The 15,896-nt window shown below is 57.6% G+C and carries 16 protein-coding genes and 2 pseudogenes; 8 read left to right on the forward strand and 10 right to left on the reverse strand.

Going from position 1 to position 15,896, the window contains the following annotated elements; genetic code table 11:
- Nucleotides 1-11: 11 nt before the first annotated feature.
- Together ACYZTR_RS13980 and ACYZTR_RS13985 are read left to right on the forward strand one after the other, a co-directional pair.
- Nucleotides 12-920, forward strand: a complete 909-nt coding sequence (locus tag ACYZTR_RS13980; protein WP_461971723.1) for a zeta toxin family protein — start codon at nt 12-14, stop codon at nt 918-920.
- A gap of 85 nt (nt 921-1,005) precedes the next feature.
- Nucleotides 1,006-1,368: pseudogene (locus tag ACYZTR_RS13985) on the forward strand (PAS domain S-box protein); the annotation flags it as partial.
- 114 nt (nt 1,369-1,482) lie between these two features.
- Here the strand turns inward: ACYZTR_RS13985 and ACYZTR_RS13990 are convergent.
- The gene (locus ACYZTR_RS13990) at nt 1,483-1,722 is read right to left on the reverse strand and encodes a hypothetical protein (protein ID WP_461979726.1); all 240 of its coding nucleotides are present in this window, start codon (nt 1,720-1,722) and stop codon (nt 1,483-1,485) included.
- Nucleotides 1,723-1,859: 137 nt separating this feature from the next.
- On the opposite strand from ACYZTR_RS13990, the gene ACYZTR_RS13995 reads away from it, so the two are divergent.
- Together ACYZTR_RS13995 and ACYZTR_RS14000 are read left to right on the forward strand one after the other, a co-directional pair.
- Nucleotides 1,860-2,384, forward strand: coding sequence for a cupin domain-containing protein (locus ACYZTR_RS13995; protein ID WP_461971725.1), 525 nt, complete (start codon nt 1,860-1,862; stop codon nt 2,382-2,384).
- Between the two features lie 63 nt (nt 2,385-2,447).
- A complete protein-coding gene (locus tag ACYZTR_RS14000) occupies nt 2,448-2,984 on the forward strand; it encodes a hypothetical protein (protein ID WP_461971726.1) in 537 nt (178 codons plus the stop codon).
- 195 nt (nt 2,985-3,179) lie between these two features.
- Here the strand turns inward: ACYZTR_RS14000 and ACYZTR_RS14005 are convergent, their stop codons facing one another.
- Nucleotides 3,180-3,656 carry a hemerythrin domain-containing protein gene (locus tag ACYZTR_RS14005; protein WP_461971728.1) on the reverse strand — a complete coding sequence of 159 codons (477 nt, stop codon included), beginning with the start codon at nt 3,654-3,656 and terminating at the stop codon, nt 3,180-3,182.
- A gap of 282 nt (nt 3,657-3,938) precedes the next feature.
- On the opposite strand from ACYZTR_RS14005, the pseudogene ACYZTR_RS14010 reads away from it, so the two are divergent.
- Nucleotides 3,939-4,082 (forward strand): annotated as a pseudogene (locus ACYZTR_RS14010) (IS110 family transposase); the annotation flags it as partial.
- Between the two features lie 23 nt (nt 4,083-4,105).
- Here ACYZTR_RS14010 and ACYZTR_RS14015 read toward each other — a convergent pair.
- The 3 genes from ACYZTR_RS14015 to ACYZTR_RS14025 form a co-directional block, all read right to left on the reverse strand.
- Nucleotides 4,106-4,402 carry a hypothetical protein gene (locus tag ACYZTR_RS14015; protein ID WP_461971730.1) on the reverse strand — a complete coding sequence of 99 codons (297 nt, stop codon included), beginning with the start codon at nt 4,400-4,402 and terminating at the stop codon, nt 4,106-4,108.
- A gap of 188 nt (nt 4,403-4,590) precedes the next feature.
- On the reverse strand, nt 4,591-5,934 hold the full coding sequence (locus ACYZTR_RS14020) for a cation:proton antiporter (RefSeq protein WP_461971732.1): 1,344 nt from the start codon (nt 5,932-5,934) through the stop codon (nt 4,591-4,593).
- Between the two features lie 46 nt (nt 5,935-5,980).
- Nucleotides 5,981-6,592 carry a Yip1 family protein gene (locus tag ACYZTR_RS14025; RefSeq protein WP_461971734.1) on the reverse strand — a complete coding sequence of 204 codons (612 nt, stop codon included), beginning with the start codon at nt 6,590-6,592 and terminating at the stop codon, nt 5,981-5,983.
- Nucleotides 6,593-6,904: 312 nt separating this feature from the next.
- Between ACYZTR_RS14025 and ACYZTR_RS14030 the strand changes: the two genes are divergently transcribed.
- Entirely contained in the window at nt 6,905-7,423 is a 519-nt protein-coding gene (locus ACYZTR_RS14030; protein ID WP_461971736.1) for a hypothetical protein, read from the forward strand.
- Nucleotides 7,424-7,430: 7 nt separating this feature from the next.
- Nucleotides 7,431-7,880: a DUF421 domain-containing protein gene (locus ACYZTR_RS14035; protein WP_461971738.1), complete on the forward strand. Its 450-nt coding sequence runs from the start codon at nt 7,431-7,433 to the stop codon at nt 7,878-7,880.
- Nucleotides 7,881-7,924: 44 nt separating this feature from the next.
- Here ACYZTR_RS14035 and ACYZTR_RS14040 read toward each other — a convergent pair whose 3' ends face one another.
- The 5 genes from ACYZTR_RS14040 to phbB form a co-directional block, all read right to left on the reverse strand.
- Nucleotides 7,925-8,782, reverse strand: coding sequence for an SDR family oxidoreductase (locus ACYZTR_RS14040; RefSeq protein ID WP_461971740.1), 858 nt, complete (start codon nt 8,780-8,782; stop codon nt 7,925-7,927).
- A gap of 110 nt (nt 8,783-8,892) precedes the next feature.
- Nucleotides 8,893-10,047, reverse strand: coding sequence for a MalY/PatB family protein (locus tag ACYZTR_RS14045; protein ID WP_461971742.1), 1,155 nt, complete (start codon nt 10,045-10,047; stop codon nt 8,893-8,895).
- A 684-nt stretch (nt 10,048-10,731) separates the two neighbouring features.
- A complete protein-coding gene (gene phaC / locus ACYZTR_RS14050) occupies nt 10,732-12,435 on the reverse strand; it encodes a class I poly(R)-hydroxyalkanoic acid synthase (protein ID WP_461971744.1) in 1,704 nt (567 codons plus the stop codon).
- A gap of 97 nt (nt 12,436-12,532) precedes the next feature.
- Nucleotides 12,533-13,711, reverse strand: a complete 1,179-nt coding sequence (locus ACYZTR_RS14055) for an acetyl-CoA C-acetyltransferase (RefSeq protein ID WP_461971746.1) — start codon at nt 13,709-13,711, stop codon at nt 12,533-12,535.
- Between the two features lie 64 nt (nt 13,712-13,775).
- Entirely contained in the window at nt 13,776-14,522 is a 747-nt protein-coding gene (gene phbB, locus ACYZTR_RS14060) for an acetoacetyl-CoA reductase (RefSeq protein ID WP_461971748.1), read from the reverse strand.
- A 319-nt stretch (nt 14,523-14,841) separates the two neighbouring features.
- Here phbB and ACYZTR_RS14065 point away from each other — a divergent pair, with 319 nt between their 5' ends.
- Nucleotides 14,842-15,879, forward strand: coding sequence for an AraC family transcriptional regulator (locus ACYZTR_RS14065; protein ID WP_461971750.1), 1,038 nt, complete (start codon nt 14,842-14,844; stop codon nt 15,877-15,879).
- Nucleotides 15,880-15,896: the final 17 nt, after the last annotated feature.

Raw genomic sequence — 15,896 nt, forward strand, 5'->3', positions numbered from 1 at the left:
GAAATCAAGGTATGTCAGCAGCACCGAAATACACGTACACCCCTGAGCAGGTCATCGCAGTGTTCGATGAAATAAAAGCGAGGCTATTCTGCGGTCTCACGGTCGAGGCAATTCCCAAAATGCTGGTCGTTGCCGGGCTGCAAGGGTCAGGCAAAACCTATCTGCTGGAAAAGAACCTGCTGGCTTCAAAACGCTACGACAACTATGTTCGTCTGTACCTGCCCGACTACCGCAAAAAACACCCCCAATACTCAGAGATGATCAAACTCGGCGTCTTGCATGCGTATGAGCATACCGAGGCATTCGTCCGAGAAGTCAGCGCGAAAATCTTTACGCAGGCCTTCACCGGCAAATACAACATCATCATGGAATGTGCGTTCGACAGTATCGATTTCGCGGCTTTTCCACCGACGGCAACAGCCCAGGGTTATCAGTTCGAGACCCACATCGTTGGCTGCACTCAAGAGTTTGCTCATGTGTCGAGCATTAAACGAGCACTCAAAAGCCTTGAAAATCAGGAAATGGAAAGGTTTCTCACGGTGTCTAAGCTGAATGCCAGCATGGGTTATGCACAATCAATCATCCTGGCTTTCGAGACGGCTGCAAAGGCAGTCAGCGGTTCGCAAATCACTGTGTACGAACGTGGGTTCGGAGTGTTGAACGAGCGAACGGTGCGTGGTCAGAGCACCTACACCAAAGCTGCCGACGGCTCGGTGACTACAACGACGACCATGAGGCCTTTTGAGTACATCGTTTACTCGCGCATTACGGATAACCACGTTTTCGCGGTGAACGGCCACTACGAAATCGTCAAAGAGTGCCATCTGGCATTGCTCAAGGCCGGGACGCATGCCCCGTCTGTCCCAGCCTTTGTCTACAACGACCTGTACACCTATATCGCCAAGTACGTGAACCAATAACACTTACGTCGAGAGGTGCTTTTTGGCTTTCCAAATTCCCGGTTTGTCGCCTACTCCAGAAAAACACCAGTGACGTGAGGGATCAATGAGCGAGGATCGGACCAAAGCCACCGCCATTGAGGACATGCCTTTTCGCCTGTTGATCGATGCCGTGATTGAGTACGCGATCTACATGATTGATTCCGATGGCATTATTACCAGCTGGAACTCTGGCGCCAAGCGTTTCAAGGGGTATGAGGAGGCCGAGATTCTCGGCCAGCACTTCTCGCGTTTCTATACCGAAGAGGACCGTCGTGCCGGTTTGCCCCAGCGAGCACTGGACACGGCGATCAGGGAGGGGCGTTTCGAAAACAAAGCCTGGCGCGTGCGCAAGGACGGTACGCGGTTTCTGGCACACGTCGTGGTCGAATCGATTTGGGGTGACACCGGCACGTTACTCGGGTTTGCCGCCGAGCGCCTGGAAGGTTTCGCAACCAGACTTGCGCGCCTGTCCAAACCCTTTACTCAACTCAATCTGGTGGAAATCATCGCCTCGACCATGAAATGGCAAGCGCGTTCAATGTTAGGCCGCGGATCCCGCGTTCTTCTTGAATCCACGTACGTTCATGGCGCACAGGCAAAACTGCAGCACGATCAGTGCATAAGCCTGGGTGTGGTAACCCCAGATCGCCCACAAAATATTGCTGACAATAAAGCAGACGAAGCCCGAGACCCTGCGCCGGGGGCTTTGCGAACCAATCAACCACGCCGCCAACACCGTGACCAGCATCGCTGGCCATTGCACCCAATCGAGATAGTCCATCCCCATTCCTTAACGTCAGCCTCTTAAGTGAGGGACCACAGTGGCGAGGCACCGTTCGGGGGTGACCTAACGACGCCATTGAATTTTTCGTCATTGAGCGGCTCAGAGTTTTTACAGCGCCTTGGAACACTCCCGCCATGAGCCGTCCTATCGAGAACCTGCCGACCTCCCTGTTTTTCGACGATGACGGGCAGACGCCCAACAGTCGTCTGCCGGTTCTGCTTTATCGAAATGTCGCGCTGAAATCGGCGGACAAGGCTAGCGCCTTCGAAGCATTATTTAGCGCCAATCACTGGCCGGCTCAATGGCGGGCGCAGGTGTTCGATTATCACCATTACCACTCGAACGCTCATGAAGTGTTGGGTGTCATCAGCGGTCGGGCACGCTTGAAACTGGGCGGTTCATCCGGTGCAGAGCAGACGGTGGAAGCGGGCGACGTGTTGATTCTGCCGGCGGGCATCGGGCATTGCAGCCTGGACCAGAGCAGTGATTTTTTGGTCGTTGGTGCGTATCCAACAGGCCAGGAAAAGTATGACATTCAGCGTCCGGACCCGACGACTCACGCCCTGTCCGTTGCTCGAATCGCCAAGGTTCCACATCCTTTGGCCGATCCAGTGTCTGGCGGCGAGGGTGCCTTGATGGGTGCCTGGAGGGGGTGTTGAAATCCAGCTGAACTTGTCGGGAGACGTTTCTTCTAAATGTTTTCCATCCCGTGTGTGACTCTTGTGCCAAAAATACTGACCGAGGCCCCGGCCGAAGAAACCCTGACCGGACACAACGCCAAGATGTTCGGTTCACCCAAGGAGCGTCTGGATTTCTACCGCCAGGAAATCCAGTACGAAACCAGCATTCTGGCCAATCGCACCGACGCCTACCTGGCGGCGCAATCGTTTCTGGTGATTGCCTTCGCATCGTGCATGTCCAACCTCAATCCCGAGTGGGGGAAACTCTTCACGCTGGTGGTGCCACCCTTTTTGGCCCTGTTGGGACTGCTCAGTTCGCTCAACGCCTGGCCGGGCATTCGCGCGGCGTACGACATTATCGATCATTGGCATTTCAAGCAGAGTGAGTTGCTACGCAGCGAGCCCTTGATGGGCCTCGCTTACGATGAGTCGCCGCTGTTCAGTGAGACGGAATCGTCCCATAAGGGATATCGCAAGTCGTTGTTATTTTCCGTGCGTACGCCGTGGATTTTCACCACTTTCTGGGTGCTGTTGGGCAGCTACGCGTTTTACATTCAGGTGACCAACCCGGGTGCGTGAACCGAACAACCAAAAAGGCCCGGCATTTGCGGAACCACAGCGTGGTAGCCCCCCGAGTCAGCCGGTGCGTGCAGACGCAAGCCAACACGCCGCTACTGACGGCCGCCTTTCACTTCAATGATTTGTTCACGCACTGTTCCTGTCGCGAACGACGCAGGCATTGCGCAGGGGGCACCGCGGTAAGGATGCCGTGCATCAAGCCGCCAGATTGGCTGCGCTCAGTTCTTTCTTGTACTGGGCTTTCAAGGTTTCCATTTGCGCGCCCAACTCTTCCAAGGTGGCTTTACCCAGCAGCTTTTTGGCTTGAGGAAACATTTCCGTTTCCTCTTCTTCGATGTGGTGTTCCAGCAGTTCCTTGACCACTTTCACGCGACCGGTAAATTCCGGGGTGGACGGGTCCGTGACTTTGAGGTCTGGCAGCACCAGCAAATCAACGGTGCGATGTTCTTCCTTGGCTTCGTAATACATGACCTCCTGTTCCTTGCCCCCGGCTTTCTTGTACGCCGGGTACAAGACTTCTTCTTCGAGACGGGTATGGATGGCGATCTCCATTTCCAGCTTGGCCAGCAACTCGCTGCGCTTTTTCACACCCCGTTCGGTGGTCTCGCTTAACTGGGTCAGGATGCCTTTTACACGTTCATGGTCGGCTTTCAACAGGTCTATGGCGTTCATGGTCGAGTCTCTCCAACGAGTCAGGGGGTGAGCGCAAACGGTCTCAAGGCCGAAAGTCGCTCATAGACCTTGAGCATTTGTCGTGCCGAATTTAATCCTTCAACTAGGTCGTTATAAATCAACACGTTGGCTTCGTTGATGGCGATCTGCGGTCGTGCAGGCTGCATGAGTCCGGAATTTGACTCATGCAGTTCGCGGTGTCGCTTTTTTTACTCCAGGCAAAGCGCCGCCTGCGCGAAGATGTTCGGCGCCGAGCCAATCTTCATGGTGGCTTATGCCCAGGTGGTAGCTCGCGGCAAGAAGAAAATGCACGCCATCGGAGCAGTGATGCGCAAATACCTGACCGGGTTATGGGCATGCATGCGTTCTGGAGAAGAATTTAATACGGCCAAGCTTTTTAGCGAAAAACATCTCGCGAAAGCTTGACCGTGAACAGAGTATCTACAGGTTCAGACTCTGGATTCGGGCTGCTGGAGCAAGCGATGAGCGTTTTGCGTGGACATCGAGACAGGTGGAAAATCTTCATTAAGCACCCGCAAGTGCTCGATCGCGTCCTGGAACGTCAAGTCGGCCTTCCTGCGCATGGCCTGATAGCGATCAAACAACTCCACGTCCATGTCACTGCCCTCAAGTAGCGCAAAGGCGTTGCGGCTCAGCGCCTGGGCGTTTTCGAACATTTGACGATTACGTTCCAGGGCGAATGCCCGGCAGGCTTTGATTTCATCGGAGGTGGAATAGTGAATCATGACCAGCACCTGATTTTTTCGAGGTCCCTTTTGATAGGTATCGACGCCGCAGGGGAACCGAACCTGATATGTCCCGCCGTGAAAAAGCCGGGCGAGATTAAAGTTGTGACTGGCCGGATCGCAAAAGAATTTCAAATTTATGAACGTGAAAATTCGATAATTCCGATCATGAACGTACAGACATCGAATCAAGTATCCTGTTTTTTATGCTGTTCATATCGAGCCAGGATCGGTTGAGTGCTGAGCCCGTGGATGAGGATGCTGAGCGCGACCACGGACAAGGTCAGATCAATACAGAGTGTAGAGATCGACTCGCCCAGCCCGTGGTTCAGGGCATAAAACAGGTAATACAGACTGCCGATGCCACGAATGCCGAACCAGCCAATCAACATTCGCTGGTGACCGTTGAGCAAACTGCCCCAGGGCATCGCGACGACGCTCAGCGGTCGAATCAGGCAAAACAACACTACAGCGATTGGCAACGCACGCCAGTCCCAGTGCGCCATCAGCACCACGCCAAGCAGCGTCACCAGAAATACTTCCATGGCCCGTTCCACCAGGCTGCCGAAGGCGAGCATGTCGCCCATCATGATGCCCGCGGCGACCTGAGTGTCCTCCAGGCTTGCGGTATCGCCATGAACCGCGTGCTGCGGCTCGACGTTCTGATGGCCCACAACAGGCTGGACGAGATGCTCGGCGGGAAGTTCGTCGCCGCCCGTGGATTTGACTTCTTCGTGACGCAAACCCAGACCTGCGGCGAACACCGACAGAAAGCCGTACCCCCCAATCGAATCGGCCCCGACATACGCCAGAGCAATCAAGGCGAGGGCGAGGTAGTCATTCGGGGAAAGGGTGCTGTCGTCATTCTTGATGCGCATTAACAAGGTCAGTCGGCCAATACCGCGTCCCATCCAGTAGCCGGTGAGCAAACCGGCCGGGACTGCCCACAACAGACTGCGCAGCACCCAATCGCTCAGCCAGCCGGGGTTGCCGTCGTGTTGCACCAGGAGCAGGCCGAGGATGACAAACGGGAAGGCGATTCCGTCATTGAGCCCGGCCTCACCCGACAGCCCGAAGCGCACGCTGTCATCATCCCGGGCGTCGTTGACTTGCACCAGGGCGGCGAGTACCGGGTCGGTAGGCGCCAGAATCGAGCCGATCAACACGGATGCGCCCCAGGACAATTGGAATCCGTAGTGCAGCAACAGGCTGACGCCCGCAATGGTCAATACCATAACCGGACCGGCCAAGCCGTAGGCGATGCGCCAGGTTTTATCCTTGAGCGGCAAGCGCAACTTCAAACCGCAGACAAACAACGAAAACAGCACTGCGACTTCCGTCAGGTGTTCCATCCAGGTGGACGCATTATCGGTGTCCAGTTTCAACAGCCCAAGCCCCGCGGGCCCGATGGCCACACCCAGCACCAGGCACACCGCCGACGTGGTCACCGGCATCCATCGCAGGTACGACGACGTCAGCGCCAGCGTCAACAGCACGGCACCCAACACCGCCACCCATACAATAAAATTCATGCTCTGTACTCGCCGGGTGCGTGCCGCGATGAAGGGCTTTTGGCAATCAACCGACGGTCGCGCGCAAATATTCCGGCGTCAGTACGTTGAACCACAGGAGGATCATTGAAATCAGCATGGTGACCAGCACCAGCAATCCGACGCCCCAGACGCAAGCGGCATTCAGCAGGCCTTGTTCCTTGCGCTCATGCATAAAGGTCGGCAAGCCGACAAACAGCAGAAACGTGGAATAGATCGCCGCCGCCCCCAGCACCAGGATCGCCAGCCAGCGGCTCGGGTACAAACCGGCGAAGCCTGCGAGGAAAAACGGCGTCGCGGTGTAGGCCGCGAATCCGATGCATTGATTGACGGTTGGCCGCGAGTCGAAGGTGCGCGACATCCAGCGGATGAACAGCCCCATCAACGCCACACCGGCGACGATGGTCACGTACAGCAACACACAGAGTTGCAACGCACTGGCGGTGCTGAGCTTGACGGTTTCGTTCACGGCCAGGCTCCAGCCGACATAGGTGGTCCCGATAAACAGGCACACGGCGGGGATCAAGGCGAGCAGCAGTAAATGAGCGAGGTAGTGGTGTGGATGCGCTTCCTCCTCCTTGCGGATATCCGTCCACGCGAAGTTCGGTTGGGTAAACAGCTTGATGATAGGTGCGGACATGATGACCTCCAGATATGGAGCGGCCCATAGCAGAGGGCCCCTAAACGTATTGAGGGGCGGGTTTTGACAGGGTTCATTTTTTATCACCTGAGCCGAGTGTGGTCCGATAGAGGGAATGTTTGGAGACGACGAAGGTCAACCGAGCAGCTCTCCTTTCTGGATGATTTGCCATGAGCATCAGCCAATCCGTGGTCGAGTATTTGCGTCAACACAACTTACTGCTGACCACCGCCGAGTCTTGTACGGCGGGTGCATTCTGGCCGGCACCCTTTATTTCGCCTGGGCCTGTCAGACCGGACAGGGGCGCATCCGATGAACGATGAATCCGGCCATACCGATTACCACAGCCGCGACTATCCGGTGCGCGAAGACATGACGCATCAGGTCAAGGTCTGGCGATTCGAGCGTTGGGGCTGGTACACCCTGGTGCTGTTGGTGTTGCTGGCGCTGCTCGGGCTGTTTTCACGCGGGCCGCTGAGCACCCGAGATGTTCACGGTGACGACGGCAAGGTCCGGGTGCAATACGAGAGGTTCCACCGCCACGGATCGTCCAACCCGATGCAGATCAGCGTGAACGGTGCGCCCAATGCCACCGTTGAGCTGGAACTGACCGGGGCGCTGCTGGACGGTTTCAACATCGAAACCCTGCAACCGCAACCCCTGCGCGCCATCAGTGCCGGGCAAGGCATGAGGCTGTGGGTGCAAACCGACGCTCAGGGCCAGGCAATCCTTTATCTGACGTTGCGTGGCGATGGGCTGGGACTGTTTCGCAGCCGCATTGCATCGCCCGGCGCCTTGCCCGTGAACCTCGATCAATTCATTTTCCCTTAGGTGACCTATGGACTCGGTATTGCGCGCGGCCGCGATGTATCTGGCGCTGATGGTGCTGTTCAAGATTGCTGGCCGGCGCTCTCTGGCCGAGTTGACGACATTCGATTTTTTGCTGTTGATGATCATCGGTGAGGCGACGCAACAGGCGTTGCTGGGCGATGACTTTTCCCTGACCAACTCGATGTTGGTGATCGTCACGCTAATTGTCATCGACGTCGGACTGTCGCTGCTCAAACAGCGTTCGCAATGGGTATCACAGCTGATCGATGGTGGGCCGACGATCATCGTCGAGAATGGCAAGTTTCTACACAAACGCCTGCGCCACTCGCGATTGCTCGAGGCCGACATCATGGAGGCCGCACGCTCGAGTCAGGGCATCGAGCGCCTTGATCAGATCAAGTTCGCGATCCTGGAACGCAACGGCAAGGTATCGGTGATTGCTCAAAAGCCGTCATGAAGCTGCTGCCGAACGCAACCTTCGGCAGCGGCTGCACATCCTGCTCAAAGCATCGGCTTGCCACCGGTGATTCCATAGCGCTGGCCGGTGATGTAGCTGGCCTCATCCGACGCCAGCAACACATAAATCGGCGCTACTTCCACCGGTTGGCCCGGCCGGCCGAGCGGGGTCTGCCCACCAAAGTTCTGAACTTCTTCATCCGGCATGGTTGAGACAATCAACGGCGTCCAGATCGGCCCCGGTGCCACGCAGTTCACCCGAATGTTCTTCGGCCCCAGCATCTGCCCAAGGCCAGCGGTGAAGTTGGCAATCGCGCCCTTGGTGGTGGCGTAAGGCAGGAGGGTAGGTTTGGGCATGTCCGAATTGACCGAGCTGGTGTTGATGATCGAACTGCCGGATTTCATGTGCTTCAACGCGGCCTGACAGAGTCTGAAAATGGCGGTGATGTTGACGTCGAAGGTCATCACCCATTCTTCGTCCGGGATGTCCTCGAAGTGTTCGTGGGTCATCTGGAACGCCGCGTTGTTGACCAGCACATCGATCCGGCCGAACCGTTCGACCGTCTTGTCCACCAGGGCCTGGCAGTGTGCTTTCTGCGCCAGGTCACCGGGCAGCAACAGGCACTGACGGCCGGCCTGTTCGACCCAACGTGCGGTTTCCTGGGCGTCTTCATGTTCGTTGAGGTAAGCAACGGCAACATCGGCGCCTTCACGGGCGAAGGCGATCGCCACGGCGCGACCGATGCCACTGTCGGCACCGGTGATCAGGGCGATCTTGCCTTCCAGACGGCCTGAACCTTTGTAGCTTTGTTCGCCACAGTCGGGGTAGGGGTCCATCTTCTTTTGGGAGCCAGGGACGGGCTGGCCCTGTTTCGGGAAGGGTGGTTTTGGATAGGTAGTCATTGGGAAATCTCCTTTCTCAAGGCAGAAGAGTCAAAGGGTTGACCCTGGTCTTTTGCCTTGAGTTCGGTTGGATTTCCGTGATCATTCCACGCGCCGCGTGGGAATGATCATCAGGTCTTGAGGGTGAGCAAACTGCGCTCCATCCGCGCGATGCCTTCTTCCAGCAACGACCGTGGGCAGCCGAAGTTCAGGCGCACGAACTGTTTGCTGTCATCGCCGAATTCCAGACCCGCGCTCAACCCGACTTTGGCGTGTTCAAGGAAGAACTGTTGCGGGTTGTCCAGGTCCAGCGCCGAGCAATCGAGCCATGCCAGATAGGTGCTTTGGGGTACGTTCATGCTGACACCCGGCAGCCGGGTGCGAATGGCGTCGACCAGGTAATCGCGGTTGCTTTGCAGGTAGGCCATCAGCTCGACCAGCCAGGGCCCGGCTTCGCGGTAGGCGACGCGGGTGGCTTCCAGGCCCAGCGGGTTGACGCTGTCGACCAGGCCGCAGCGCGCGTGGTTGACCCGCTCGCGGATGGCCCGGTCCTGGATGATCATGAACGAGGTTTTCAGTCCGGCGATGTTGTAGGCCTTGCTTGCCGACATCAGCGTGATGGTGCGCTTGGCGATTTCCGGACTTAACGTTGCGATCGGCACATGCCGGCGTCCGTCGAAGCACAGCTCGGCGTGAATCTCGTCGGAGATGATCCAGGCGTCCTGTTCCACGCAGATGTCAGCCACCGCTTGCAGTTCTTCCCTCGGGAAGACCTTGCCTAGCGGGTTGTGCGGATTGCTCAGCAGCAGGGCGCCGCCACCTACCAGGGACTGGCGCAAGGCGTCGAGCGGCGTGGCATACGTACCGTCCGCCATTGCGTCGAAATTCAGTTCAACCTTGTTCAGCCCCCAATGGCTTGGGGCATGGCGCAGCGGCGGGTAGTTGGGCGTCTGGACCACGACGTTCTGCTGCGGCTGGACCAGCGCATGCAGGGCCATATTGAAACCCGACTCGACGCCTGGCAGGAAGATCAGCTCATGAGGCTCGACGCGCCAAGCGTACTTGTTCCAGAGGTCGGCGACGATGGCATCGCGCAAGTCATCCTGGGCCACGCTGTAACCAAGCATCGGGTGCTCCAGACGTTTTTGCAGGGCCTGGATGATCACCGGCGGTGCGCAGAAGTCCATGTCGGCCACCCACATCGGCAACACGTCGGCCGGGTAACGGCTCCATTTGGTACTGCCGGTGTTGCGGCGGTCGAACACCTGATCAAAATCGAAAGTCATGCTCAGTCTCATAAAAGCCGGGATTAATGTGGTAGCCATGATAAGCGCCAAACCCCGTGGGAGCGAGCCTGCTCGCGAAGGCCGATGCTCGGCCCGACAACGCCGAAGTCCCGAACGATTCAGGTTCGACTCCGGCTGCCTTCCGCCATTTCTCCTTTCAACTGAGCAACTGGGTATTCAGCCCAAAGCGCTTCTGGGTAGGGTTTTTTCAACCAGTCCTCAGCCAACTGCTGATTGCCAAACACGTTGATAGCGTGCTCCAGGGCCTGCGCATACTGGAAGGCGACTGTACTTTGCTCTGGTTTAGGCGCACGGGTTTGGTCTCCTTCGCTAAGCGCTGGACGGTCCTGAGGGACTTTCCTGTAATGCACTGAACAAGGCCGTGCAACACGCGTCGTTGCCTACAGGTGCGTAAGAACCCGCCGAGCTCGCGGTGAACTGGCGCTGGATCAACTCGACCCATCTGAGTAGCCACTGCCCTGTGGCGAGGGGGGGCGGAACGCCGCACCGCCCGTTCGGCTCTGTAGCAGCTGTCGAGCGCAAGCTCGACAGCTGCTACAGAATCGGGCGCAGGCTTCGCCAGCTGCAAGGTATGCGTTACGGCTGAAATGGCATTACCACAGCGCCCGAGTTTTTCGCGCTCGACATCAGCACGCAATAGAAGTTATTGCGCGGGGCCGTCGGTCATTGCATCACATAACGCCCCGGTGCCGACTCAATCGCCGGGTATTGGGCGTTACCGGTATGCAGCACCGAGGGCTGGCGTTCGCCGGACTGTTCAGCCAGCCAGACGAACCAGTCATTCCACCAGCTACCGGCATGTTGCTCGGCATTCTTGAACCAGGTTTCAGGGTTTTTAGTGACCCGATTGTTGGTCCAGTAATGGCGTTTTTCCTTGGCCGGTGGGTTGATCACCCCGGCGATATGCCCCGAAGCGCCCAGCACAAAACGCTTGGTCCCGGAGAGCAACTCGGTGCTGGCGTAAGCGCTTCTCCACGGCACGATGTGATCGTCATGGGTGGCGAGGATGTACGCCGGAGCATCGATGGCGCGCAGGTCCAGCTTGACGCCGCAGCAGTCCAGCTCACCGGATTTCAGGTCGTTCTGCAGATAGGTGTGGCGCAAATACCAGCAGTACATCGGGCCTGGAAGGTTGGTGCTGTCGTTGTTCCAGAACAGCAGGTCAAGGGGGATCGGTTTCTGGCCCTTGAGGTATTTGTCGACGTTGTAGTTCCACCACAAGTCGTTGGGGCGCAGTAGCGAGAAGGTATTGCCCATGTCCTCGCCCTTGAACAGGCCGATGGGGCCATCCTGGCCGCCGATGGTGCGCTCGCGGTAGGCCACTAATTGTTCGTCGACGAAGATGTCGATGGGGCCGGTATCGAGGTAGTCGAGGAAGGTGGTCAACAGGCTCACGCTGCCGATCTCGCGGTCGCCGCGCGCCGCCAGGACGGCCAGCGCCGAGCTCAACAAGGTGCCGCCGATGCAGAAACCGACGCAATTGGGCCGCTGTTCGCCACTGATCTCGCGGGTCAATTGCAGGCCTTTGATGATGCCGGTTTCGATCAGGTCATCCCAGGTGGTGCCAGCGTGTTCCTGGTCGAAGTTGCGCCACGACATCAGAAACACCGGGTGCCCTTGTTTCAACAGATGGCCTACCATCGAGTTGTCCGGGCGCAAGTCGAGAATGTAGTACTTGTTGATTGACGGCGGCACGACAAACACCGGGCGCCGGTACTGGGTTTCGGTTTGCGGGTAATACTGAATCAGTTGGAAGAGTTCGTTCTCGAAGACCACTTCGCCGGGGGTGTTGGCGAGGTCGACGCCCACCTTGAAAGCGCCGGCGTCGCACTGGCGCATCTTGCCGTCTTGCAGGTCGCTGGCCAGGTGCAACAGGCCTGTGAGGAGGCTGCTTCCCTGGGTATCGACGACCCGTTGCAGCGCATCGGGGTTACTGGCCAGAAAGTTACTCGGCGCCCCGGCAGCAATGGCTTGTTCCACCAGATACAGCAGGCGCTGGCGCGGTTTTTTGTCCGGGATCGCTAACGTGTCCAGCAGCTTCAGCAGAAACCCGGCGTTGAGCAGGTAAAAGGCGGCGAGGGAGCCGAACAGTGGCTGGCTCCAGTTGCCGCTGGAGAAACGACGATCATCGAAGCTGAACGGCTGACCGGTCAGCAAACGCTGGCCGAGCTCGCCCCATTGTTGTTGATAATCCGATTGAAGGCTGTCCAGGGTACCGCGCGGCAGGTCAAACCACTCGTTGTAGGCTTGGCCGGTAAACCACGGATTGGTGCTGACCCAGAGACGTAATTGCTGCACTGCAAAGGAGGCAATGAACGGAACCTGGCCTGACCAGAAGGTGTTGAAGGTATGCGCGTTATTGTCCATGGAACTCCTTGCCCACATCTGTAAACCGGGCAGAAAAAAAACCGCGGCGCCGGACTTCGGCGCCGCGTCAGCTACTTAAGGAAACACTCCTGTGTTTCTAGCGCTCGATGACCAGGCTGACACCCTGGCCGCCACCGATGCACAACGTGGCCAGGCCTTTTTTGCCGTCGCGACGAATCAGCTCGTGCAACAGCGACACCAGAATCCGCGCGCCCGATGCGCCGATCGGATGGCCCAGGGCAATCGCGCCGCCGTTGACGTTGACCTTGCTGGTGTCCCAACCCAGTTCTTTGCCGACCGCCAGTGATTGCGCAGCGAACGCTTCATTGGCTTCGATCAGGTCGAGGTCGTCCAGGGTCCAGCCAGCTTTTGCCAGTACCAGGCGGGTGGCCGGTACCGGGCCGATGCCCATGATCGAGGGGTCTACACCGGCACTGGCGTAGGCCGTGATGCGTGCCAGCACCGGCAAGCCGAGGGCCTTGGCCTTGGCAGCGCTGGCCAGCAACAGCACGGCGGCGCCATCGTTAAGGGTCGACGAGTTGCCGGCCGTCACGCTGCCGTCTTTCTGGAAAGCGGGTTTGAGGTTGCTCAATGCTTGCAGCGTGCTGTTCGGGCGCGGCTGTTCATCGGTGTCGAACGCCAGCGGCTCACCCTTGCGCTGAGGGATCAGGATCGGGGTAATTTCACGTTTGAAGTAACCCGCTTCGATGGCAGCAGCAGCTTTCTGTTGCGAAGCTGCGGCGAAGGCGTCTTGGGCTTCGCGACTGAGGTCATACTTCTGCGCCAGGTTCTCTGCGGTGATGCCCATGTGATAGTCGTTGAAAGCGTCCCACAAACCGTCCTGAATCACGCTGTCTTGCAGTTGCGCATGACCCAGACGCAAACCTGTGCGTACCTTGGGCAGAACATAGGGCGCCAGGCTCATGTTTTCCTGACCGCCGGCAATCACCAGTTCGGCGTCGCCGCAACGGATGGCCTGGACCGCGAGCTGAACCGCCTTGAGGCCCGAGCCGCAGACCTTGTTCAGGGTCATGGCAGGGGTGGTATGGGGCAGGCCGGCCTTGATCGCCGTCTGGCGTGCGGGGTTTTGCCCCGAGCCTGCGGTGAGTACCTGGCCGAGGATCACTTCATCGATCTGTGAGCCGTCCAGACCTGTCTCTTCCAGCAGGCGGCGAATGACCGCCGCGCCCAGTTCAGTGGCAGGAATCGCGGACAAGGCACCTTGAAAACTGCCAATAGCGGTACGAGTAGCGGCAACGATTACGACTTCGTTCATGCGTGACCTCATAAAAAAGACAACATTCGTCTAGCGCGAGCAGGGCGTCCTTGCCCTGGCCGGTCTACTGCATATTCATGCCGCCGTTGACCGAGAAGTCCGCGCCGGTGCTGTAGCCCGACTCATCGGAAGCCAGCCAGGCCACGATGGAGGCGATTTCTTCGGGTTGGCCGAGGCGCCCGACCGGTGTGGCAGCGATCATGGTGTCGAGAATGTCCGGACGGATGGCCGCGGTCATGCTGGTCTGGATGTAGCCTGGGGAAACGGTGTTGACGGTCACGCCCTTGCCGGACACTTCCCGGGCCAGAGACATGGTGAAGCCATGGATGCCGGCCTTGGCCGCGCTGTAGTTGGTCTGGCCGAACTGGCCGCGCTGACCGTTGATCGATGAGATGTTAATGACCCGTCCCCAACCTTTGGCCAACATCCCTTCAATCACCTGCTTCGTGGTGTTGAACATGCCAGTCAGGTTGGTGCCGATGACTGCATTCCAGTCTTCTGGAGTCAGTTTGCGGAAGGAAGCATCGCGAGTGATGCCCGCGTTGTTGACCAATACATCGATTGGGCCGAATTGCTCGCGTGCCATCTCGAACGCTTTGCGCGTTGATTCCCAATCGGTGATGTCGCCATAGATGAATTCGAATTGATAACCCGCCTCCAGTTGGCTCGCCATCCATTCGCTCTTGCGGGCGGAGTCAGAGCTGCAACCCACGATGACTTTGAATCCTTCCTTGTACAGACGTTGGCTTATCGCAGTGCCAATTCCACCCATACCACCCGTTACCAACGCAATACGACTAAGCGACTTCATACACTCTCTTCCTTTTTGAGTTTGCGCTGCAAGAAGGGTGGATTGTTCGGTATTGGCGGGGTGTGCGGAAGTGTTGAGAGGTGACTGTGTGGTGTCCAACGGTGCCATGCACGAAATGAAATTGAACTGTTCACTGCGTTTGTCATCGCCCGGCAGCGGCTACGGGGCGACGACTGGTGTGAAATAGTGGCTAAAAGTGAGGATTACCTATACTGGGATCAATATTGGCAACGGAACACCCCGTTAGCATTTCGATTCAGCGCAGATCAGTCATGGCTCCGGACCAGGATGTTCGGTTCCACAGGTCATTGAGGACGCCATGTATAGAATGAGTTCAGGCTATGCCAGCGTGCTGGTAAATACGCTTTCGGCTCAAGGACTGGATGTTGCCAGTCTGTGTCGGGAGGCTGGACTAGACGTTAATCTCGCGAACATACCAGGAGCGTTTTGCGAGCGAAGGGCTATCTATCGACTATGGGATCTGACCGCTCAGGCCTCGGGCGATCCGGACATCGGCTTGAAGGCCTATGGAAGTTTCCACCCCGGCAGCTTTCAGATTGTCGGCTACACCATGATGTCCAGCCTGAATCTGAAAAAAGCCCTTGAACGCCTGGTCCGTTTCAGTCCGTTGATTGGCACCGGATTCAGCCTTTTCTTTACCTCGGAACAGCAGAATTACCGACTGTCCGGGCTCGATCATCAACAAAAAGATTCTGTCAAACCTCGCCAATACACCGATGCAGCGCTGGCTTCATTGCTGGGTTTCTGCCGTAAGCTGGCGGGCGGCAACTCACCGCACCCCTTGAGCGTGGGATTCACCTATCCCGAACCTGAAGACACCACCGAGCATCGACGGCTGTTTGGCTGCGATCTGCATTTCGACGCGCCTTACGACAGCATTTTGTTTGACGAGCAGGAGCTGCTGCGTCCGTTGAGCATGGCCAACGAAGAGTTGGCGGTGCTGCACGACAGTTTTGCCGAGGCTCAACTGGATCTGCTGTTTGGTTTTTGCATTGTTGGCAGGGTTCGCGCGCTGATAACCGAGCGCTTGAGTCAGGACCAGGGGCAGTGCGATATGGAGTCGATCGCGGCAGCATTAAACATTAGCAAGCGGACGCTGCAACGCGCGCTGGAAAAGGAAGGGACGCAATTCAAGGACGTGCAGAACGATGTGCGCCGGCAATTGGCCGATTTCTACCTGCGCCATTCTCACTTCAACATGAAGCATGTCGCGTATCTCCTTGGTTTTCATGACCACAGCAGTTTCAACAAAGCCTGTAGCCGCTGGTTTGGCATGACACCCGGTCAGTATCGGGCCGATGAATCGTTTGAAATCGAGGAAGCCGCGCCGGTGTGACGCGGTTCTCCTCAGCG

The organism is Pseudomonas sp. Hz4 (assembly GCF_054898165.1).

Coding starts and splice junctions, on each gene's coding strand:
- ACYZTR_RS13980 (WP_461971723.1), top strand. CDS start 12: ATGTCAGCAGCACCGAAATACACGTACACCCCTGAGCAGGTCATCGCA.
- ACYZTR_RS13990 (WP_461979726.1), bottom strand. CDS start 1,722: ATGGACTATCTCGATTGGGTGCAATGGCCAGCGATGCTGGTCACGGTG.
- ACYZTR_RS13995 (WP_461971725.1), top strand. CDS start 1,860: ATGAGCCGTCCTATCGAGAACCTGCCGACCTCCCTGTTTTTCGACGAT.
- ACYZTR_RS14005 (WP_461971728.1), bottom strand. CDS start 3,656: ATGAACGCCATAGACCTGTTGAAAGCCGACCATGAACGTGTAAAAGGC.
- ACYZTR_RS14015 (WP_461971730.1), bottom strand. CDS start 4,402: ATGATTCACTATTCCACCTCCGATGAAATCAAAGCCTGCCGGGCATTC.
- ACYZTR_RS14020 (WP_461971732.1), bottom strand. CDS start 5,934: ATGAATTTTATTGTATGGGTGGCGGTGTTGGGTGCCGTGCTGTTGACG.
- ACYZTR_RS14025 (WP_461971734.1), bottom strand. CDS start 6,592: ATGTCCGCACCTATCATCAAGCTGTTTACCCAACCGAACTTCGCGTGG.
- ACYZTR_RS14030 (WP_461971736.1), top strand. CDS start 6,905: ATGAACGATGAATCCGGCCATACCGATTACCACAGCCGCGACTATCCG.
- ACYZTR_RS14035 (WP_461971738.1), top strand. CDS start 7,431: ATGGACTCGGTATTGCGCGCGGCCGCGATGTATCTGGCGCTGATGGTG.
- ACYZTR_RS14040 (WP_461971740.1), bottom strand. CDS start 8,782: ATGACTACCTATCCAAAACCACCCTTCCCGAAACAGGGCCAGCCCGTC.
- ACYZTR_RS14045 (WP_461971742.1), bottom strand. CDS start 10,047: ATGACTTTCGATTTTGATCAGGTGTTCGACCGCCGCAACACCGGCAGT.
- phaC (WP_461971744.1), bottom strand. CDS start 12,435: ATGGACAATAACGCGCATACCTTCAACACCTTCTGGTCAGGCCAGGTT.
- ACYZTR_RS14055 (WP_461971746.1), bottom strand. CDS start 13,711: ATGAACGAAGTCGTAATCGTTGCCGCTACTCGTACCGCTATTGGCAGT.
- phbB (WP_461971748.1), bottom strand. CDS start 14,522: ATGAAGTCGCTTAGTCGTATTGCGTTGGTAACGGGTGGTATGGGTGGA.
- ACYZTR_RS14065 (WP_461971750.1), top strand. CDS start 14,842: ATGTATAGAATGAGTTCAGGCTATGCCAGCGTGCTGGTAAATACGCTT.